4 protein-coding genes are annotated in these 6,133 nt (G+C 43.6%); all 4 read left to right on the top strand.

Translation table 11 applies throughout. The annotated features are described in order from the left end of the window. Positions 1–17: 17 nt before the first annotated feature. The 4 genes from HMPREF0106_RS08005 to HMPREF0106_RS07990 are packed head-to-tail and all read left to right on the top strand — an operon-like array spanning position 18 to position 5,698. Positions 18–851 carry a polysaccharide biosynthesis/export family protein gene (locus tag HMPREF0106_RS08005; RefSeq protein WP_008643793.1) on the top strand — a complete coding sequence of 278 codons (834 nt, stop codon included), beginning with the start codon at positions 18–20 and terminating at the stop codon, positions 849–851. Between the two features lie 10 nt (positions 852–861). Next, the gene (locus HMPREF0106_RS08000; RefSeq protein WP_008643792.1) at positions 862–3,282 is read left to right on the top strand and encodes a GumC family protein; all 2,421 of its coding nucleotides are present in this window, start codon (positions 862–864) and stop codon (positions 3,280–3,282) included. Positions 3,283–3,314: 32 nt separating this feature from the next. Beyond that, entirely contained in the window at positions 3,315–4,634 is a 1,320-nt protein-coding gene (locus HMPREF0106_RS07995; protein ID WP_009040520.1) for a UDP binding domain-containing protein, read from the top strand. Between the two features lie 2 nt (positions 4,635–4,636). Then, positions 4,637–5,698 carry an NAD-dependent epimerase/dehydratase family protein gene (locus tag HMPREF0106_RS07990; protein ID WP_032851509.1) on the top strand — a complete coding sequence of 354 codons (1,062 nt, stop codon included), beginning with the start codon at positions 4,637–4,639 and terminating at the stop codon, positions 5,696–5,698. The last annotated feature ends 435 nt before the right edge of the window (positions 5,699–6,133 follow it).

Below are 6,133 nucleotides of genomic sequence, written 5' to 3' on the forward strand. Positions count from 1 at the left end.
ATAAATTATCATTTAATATGAATAAATCATTGCGCACGCATTTGAATGTACGAAGCTTGTATGAAAGTCTGTTTTCTTGCCTGATAGCGGTATTTCTGCTTGCTTCCTGTCAGTCTTATAAGAAAGTACCTTATTTGCAGGATGCGGGAGTTGTAAAGGATATCAATCAACAGGAAAATTTGTATGATGCAAAGATAATGCCTAAAGACTTACTTACTATCGTGGTGTCGTGTACTAGTCCGGAACTTGCAGTTCCATTCAATTTGACTGTAGCGGGTCCTGGCAGTGTGGCTATTGGGAATACACAGTTGACAGCTCAGCCTGTCCTACAGCCCTATCTGGTGGATAATGAAGGAAAGATCAATTTTCCGGTATTAGGCGAATTAAAAGTGGGCGGTCTGACCAAGAAGGAGGCCGAGCAGTTGATTGTCGAAAAACTGAAACCTTACATCAAGGAGAGTCCGATCGTCACCGTGCGTATGGTTAATTACAAGATTTCCGTATTGGGAGAAGTAGCCCGTCCGGGTACGTTTACCATCAGTAACGAGAAGGTAAACCTGCTAGAAGCCTTGGCTATGGCGGGGGATATGACCGTCTGGGGCGTCCGTGACAATGTCAAGCTGATTCGTGAGGGTGCTGATGGCAAACAGGAAATTGTGACATTGGATTTAAACAAGGCGGAGACAATTCTTTCTCCTTATTATTGGTTACAGCAGAATGATATAGTTTATGTGACTCCTAATAAAGCAAAAGCCCGTAATTCCGATATAGGTAACAGTACTAGCTTGTGGTTCTCCGCTACTTCTATTCTGGTATCATTGGCAAGTTTATTAGTAACAATCTTCAAATAGTAATATAGATATGATTGAGGAAAAAAGAGAGAACCGGGGTGAGCAACCGGAAGAGCTGGTGAATATTCAGGAAATCCTTTTCCGTTACCTGATCCACTGGCCCTGGTTTGTGGTTTCTGTAATAATCTGTATCGCCTGTGCATGGGGTTACCTGCGTCTGGCCACTCCTGTCTATAATATATCCGCTACAGTCTTGATCAAGGATGACAAGAAAGGCGGTGGTGCGAGCATGTCCTCCGAACTGGAAAAGATGGGACTGGACGGCTTCGTTTCCTCGTCGAACAATGTAGACAATGAAATCGAGGTGCTGAAATCAAAGTCTCTTGCCCGTGAAGTGGTCAACAATCTGGGACTGTTTGTGACTTATAAGGATGAAGATGAGTTTCCTAGTAGGGAACTTTACCGTACCTCGCCCGTAGTGGTGAGCTTGACTCCACAAGAGGCGGAAAAATTGTCTGCACCAATGGAAGTGGAGATGACTTTATTTCCCAATGGTGGGATGGATGCGTTGATAACAGTGAAAGACAAAGAGTATCGGAAACAATTCGAACAATTACCAGCTGTTTTTCCGACGGATGAGGGGACGGTCGCCTTTTTTGAAAGCAAGGATACATTGGCGGTTAATCAGGCTAAGGAGGAAAGTAAAGAGCGTCATATAAAAGCTTTTATAAACCGGCCGATGTCTGTGGCCAAAGGATATATCCAGTCCTTGTCGATAGCCCCTACATCAAAAACCACTTCTGTAGCTGTTCTTTCGTTGAAGAACTCAAATACCTGGCGTGGCAGGGACTTCATCAACAAACTCCTTGAGATGTACAATATCAATGCCAATAATGACAAGAATGAGGTAGCCCAGAAAACCGCAGAATTCATCGACGACCGTATCGGCATTATTTCCAAGGAACTTGGAAGTACCGAACAAGACTTGGAGAATTTCAAGCGTAGCGCCGGAATTACAGATTTGAGCAGTGAGGCTCAAATAGCCTTAACCGGTAATGCTGAATATGAAAAGAAGCGTGTGGAAAACCAGACTCAAATCAATTTGGTGATGGATTTGCAACGCTATATGCAAGGTAACGAATATGAGGTCTTGCCAAGTAATATTGGATTACAGGATGCAGCATCAGCAGGTGCAATAGACAGATATAATGAGATGTTGGTTGAAAGAAAGCGCTTGCTGCGTACATCAACCGAGAATAATCCGACGATCATAAATTTGGATACCAGTATCCGTGCGATGCGGAGCAATGTACAGGCTACGCTGGATGCTACATTGAAAGGGTTGCAGATAACCAAAGAAGACCTTGCCCGTGAGGCGAACCGCTATTCCCGTCGTATTAATGACGCTCCGACCCAGGAACGCCAGTTCGTAAGTATCGCCCGGCAGCAGGAAATTAAGGCCGGCCTTTATTTGATGTTACTTCAAAAACGTGAAGAGAATGCCATCACTTTGGCAGCTACAGCAAACAATGCCAAGATTATTGATGAAGCGTTAGCAGACGACAATCCGGTTTCTCCTAAGAGGATGATGATCTATCTTGCCGCCTTGGTGTTAGGAGTAGGATTTCCGGTAGGTATCATTTATCTGATTGGCTTGACCAAATTTAAGATTGAGGGCCGTGCTGATGTTGAAAAACTAACTTCTCTTCCTGTTATTGGCGATATCCCGTTGGCGGATGAAAAGTCCGGTTCTATAGCTGTATTTGAGAATCAGAATAACCTGATGAGCGAGACATTCCGTAATGTCCGTACCAATCTTCAGTTTATGCTTGAAAATGGCAAGAATGTGATTCTGGTGACATCTACCGTCAGTGGTGAAGGTAAGTCTTTTGTATCGTCTAATTTGGCTATTAGTCTTTCTTTGTTAGGTAAAAAAGTTGTGATAGTTGGTCTTGACATTCGCAAGCCTGGCTTGAATAAGGTTTTTAATATTTCCCAAAAGGAACATGGTATTACCCAGTTTCTGACCAATCCGACAAAGAATCTGATGGATTTAGTACAGCCTTCCGATATAAACGAGAATCTGTTTATTCTTCCGGGCGGATCAGTTCCTCCCAATCCAACGGAACTGTTGGCCCGTGACGGCTTGGAAAAAGCCATCGAAACGTTGAGGGCTAATTTTGACTATGTGATTCTGGATACGGCCCCCGTGGGTATGGTAACTGATACCTTGCTGATAGGTCGCACAGCTGATTTGTCGGTATACGTATGCCGTGCTGATTATACCCGTAAGGCAGAGTTTACTTTGATCAATGAGCTTATGGAAAACAACAAACTGCCTAACCTCTGTATCGCCATTAACGGCTTGGATCTTCAGAAAAAGAAGTACGGCTATTATTATGGTTATGGTAAATACGGCAAGTATTATGGCTATGGCAAGCGTTACGGTTATGGCTATGGAGAAAAGCATACAAGTCGGGAGGGTATATAAACTGCTATTGATAAAACCAAATCAAACATAATATGCGTGATTTCAAAGAGATTCGGGTCGCAGTAGCCGGCACCGGCTATGTGGGACTGAGCATAGCGACACTGCTATCACAACATCATCATGTAACTGCCGTGGATGTAATCCCGGAAAAGGTGGAGAAACTGAACAACAAGGTTTCCCCTATCCAGGATGATTATATCGAGAAGTATCTGGCTGAAAAGCCGCTTGATCTTGTTGCCACTTTGGACGGGAGGTTAGCCTATGCTGATGCCGACTTTGTGGTAATAGCCGCTCCTACAAACTACGATCCTGTGAAGAATTATTTCGATACGAGTCGTGTGGAGGAAGTTATCGATCTTGTGCTTGAAGTGAATCCCGATGCCGTAATGGTCATCAAATCGACAATTCCGGTGGGATATACCCGTAACCTTTATGTAAAATATGCCCAGAAAGGAGTCAAGAAGTTCAACCTGCTGTTTTCACCGGAGTTCCTTCGTGAAAGCAAGGCCCTTTATGACAATCTCTACCCGAGCCGTATCATCGTAGGTTATCCGAAGATCATTGACGGTCCGGAGTTTGCTGAAGAAAACAAGGCGATCCGGTCTGTCACGGATGTCACTATGTTACAGGAAGCAGCTAGGACATTTGCCGCCCTTTTGCAGGAAGGGGCTGTCAAAGAAAACATCGACACGCTCTTTATGGGCATAAAAGAGGCGGAAGCAGTCAAGCTTTTCGCCAACACCTATCTGGCTCTCCGTGTCAGCTACTTTAACGAACTTGACACATACGCTGAAATAAAGGGATTGGACAGCAAAGCGATCATTGAGGGCGTAGGCCTTGACCCCCGTATTGGGACACATTATAATAATCCTTCATTCGGTTATGGCGGTTACTGCCTGCCGAAAGATACCAAACAACTCCTTGCCAACTATCAGGATGTTCCTCAGAACATGATGTCCGCAATCGTGGAATCAAACAAAACCCGTAAGGATTATATAGCTGATGCAGTGCTCCGCAAGGCAGGTTATTATACGGGAAATGGACAATGGGACGCATCCAAGGAACATACTTGCGTCATCGGCGTATACCGCCTGACCATGAAATCGAACTCTGACAATTTCCGCCAGTCCGCCATTCAAGGTATAATGAAACGTATCAAGGCGAAGGGTGCGGAAGTGATCATCTATGAACCCACGCTTGAGGACGGGACTACATTTTTCGGCAGCAGGGTTGTTAACGATCTTGCTGGATTCAAGGTGCAGAGCAAGGCTATCATAGCCAACCGTTTTGACAACAGTCTGGAAGATGTGGAAGCTAAGGTTTATACACGTGACATTTTTAGAAGGGACTGACCATGTTGCCATATAATGTAGAGCTGGACGGAAAGACTGTGCTTGTAACGGGTGCTGCCGGTTTTATTGGGAGCAATCTTGTCATGCGCCTTTTCCATGATTTCCGAAATATCAGGGTAATCGGTGTTGATTCCATCACCGATTATTACGATGTCAATATCAAGTATGAGCGTCTCAAGGAAATAGAGTTGTTAAACCGTGACTGGACTTTTGTCCGTGCCTCGATTGCCGATAAGGATGCGGTAGAAAGAATTTTCTCTGAAGACAGAATTTCCGTTGTCGTAAATCTTGCGGCCCAGGCGGGCGTCCGTTACAGTATCACCAATCCTGATGCCTATGTCCAAAGTAATCTTATCGGTTTCTATAATATCCTTGAAGCCTGCCGTTATTATGAGGTGGAGCACTTGGTTTATGCCTCTTCATCATCCGTATACGGCAGTAACAAGAAAGTTCCGTATTCAACTGATGACAAGGTTGATAACCCAGTTAGCCTTTATGCGGCAACAAAGAAGAGTAATGAGTTAATGGCTCACGCATACTCAAAACTCTACAATATTCCATCAACAGGCTTGCGTTTCTTTACGGTTTATGGTCCTGCAGGTCGTCCAGATATGGCGTATATCGGGTTCACCGACAAGCTTGTAAAAGGCGAAACTATCAAAATTTTCAATTATGGTAATTGCAAGCGTGATTTTACCTATGTGGATGATATTGTGGAGGGAGTAGTACGTGTTATGCAACACGCTCCGGAAAAACAGAACGGTGAGGATGGATTGCCAATTCCTCCATATAAAGTATATAACATTGGCAATAACTCGCCAGAGAATCTGCTGGATTTTGTGACTATCCTTGAAGAAGAACTAATTACCGCTAGAGTTCTCCCTGCCGATTATGATTTTGAGGCTCATAAGGAACTCGTTCCGATGCAACCAGGTGATGTACCAGTAACGTATGCAGATACAACACCTTTAGAGCAAGATTTTGGATTTAAACCAAGCACAAACTTGAGAGATGGATTGAGAAGATTTGCTGAATGGTATGCTAAATATTATGGGACAATCTAAAAAAGAACTTTTGTGGAAATTGTGTGAGCACTCATTGTATGGCTCTTGTCCGCTTTAAGTCCTCGTTTTATTTTTGTATTCATAGTTTGAAAATAATTTCACACCTCAGAATATAGAGTTGGTATATACTAACAGTTAAATCCAACGTTTGTTAGCGTCCAAAAATGCCGTATAGTATAACCGATATAAAATCCAGATCTTTGCTTTCGTTAAATCAAAATCCAAGTTTATGTATAGTTACAATGATTTTGAGCGTCTATTTTTGCGCTATAAATTGGAAGGGATCCCTGCGGGTGTTTCTATTGAGAAATTTTGTATGTCTAACAAAGTGCCTTATAACCTATTTGCCAAATGGTACACGGATACCCGCAAGAAGATAATTCCTGTTCAGGTTCTGGGTGCTCCCTCAACGGAGGCCGAAATGAAGGAAAGTCC

This window comes from Bacteroides sp. D22 (assembly GCF_000163675.1).
In the GTDB taxonomy this organism is placed as follows: Bacteria; Bacteroidota; Bacteroidia; order Bacteroidales; family Bacteroidaceae; genus Bacteroides; species Bacteroides xylanisolvens.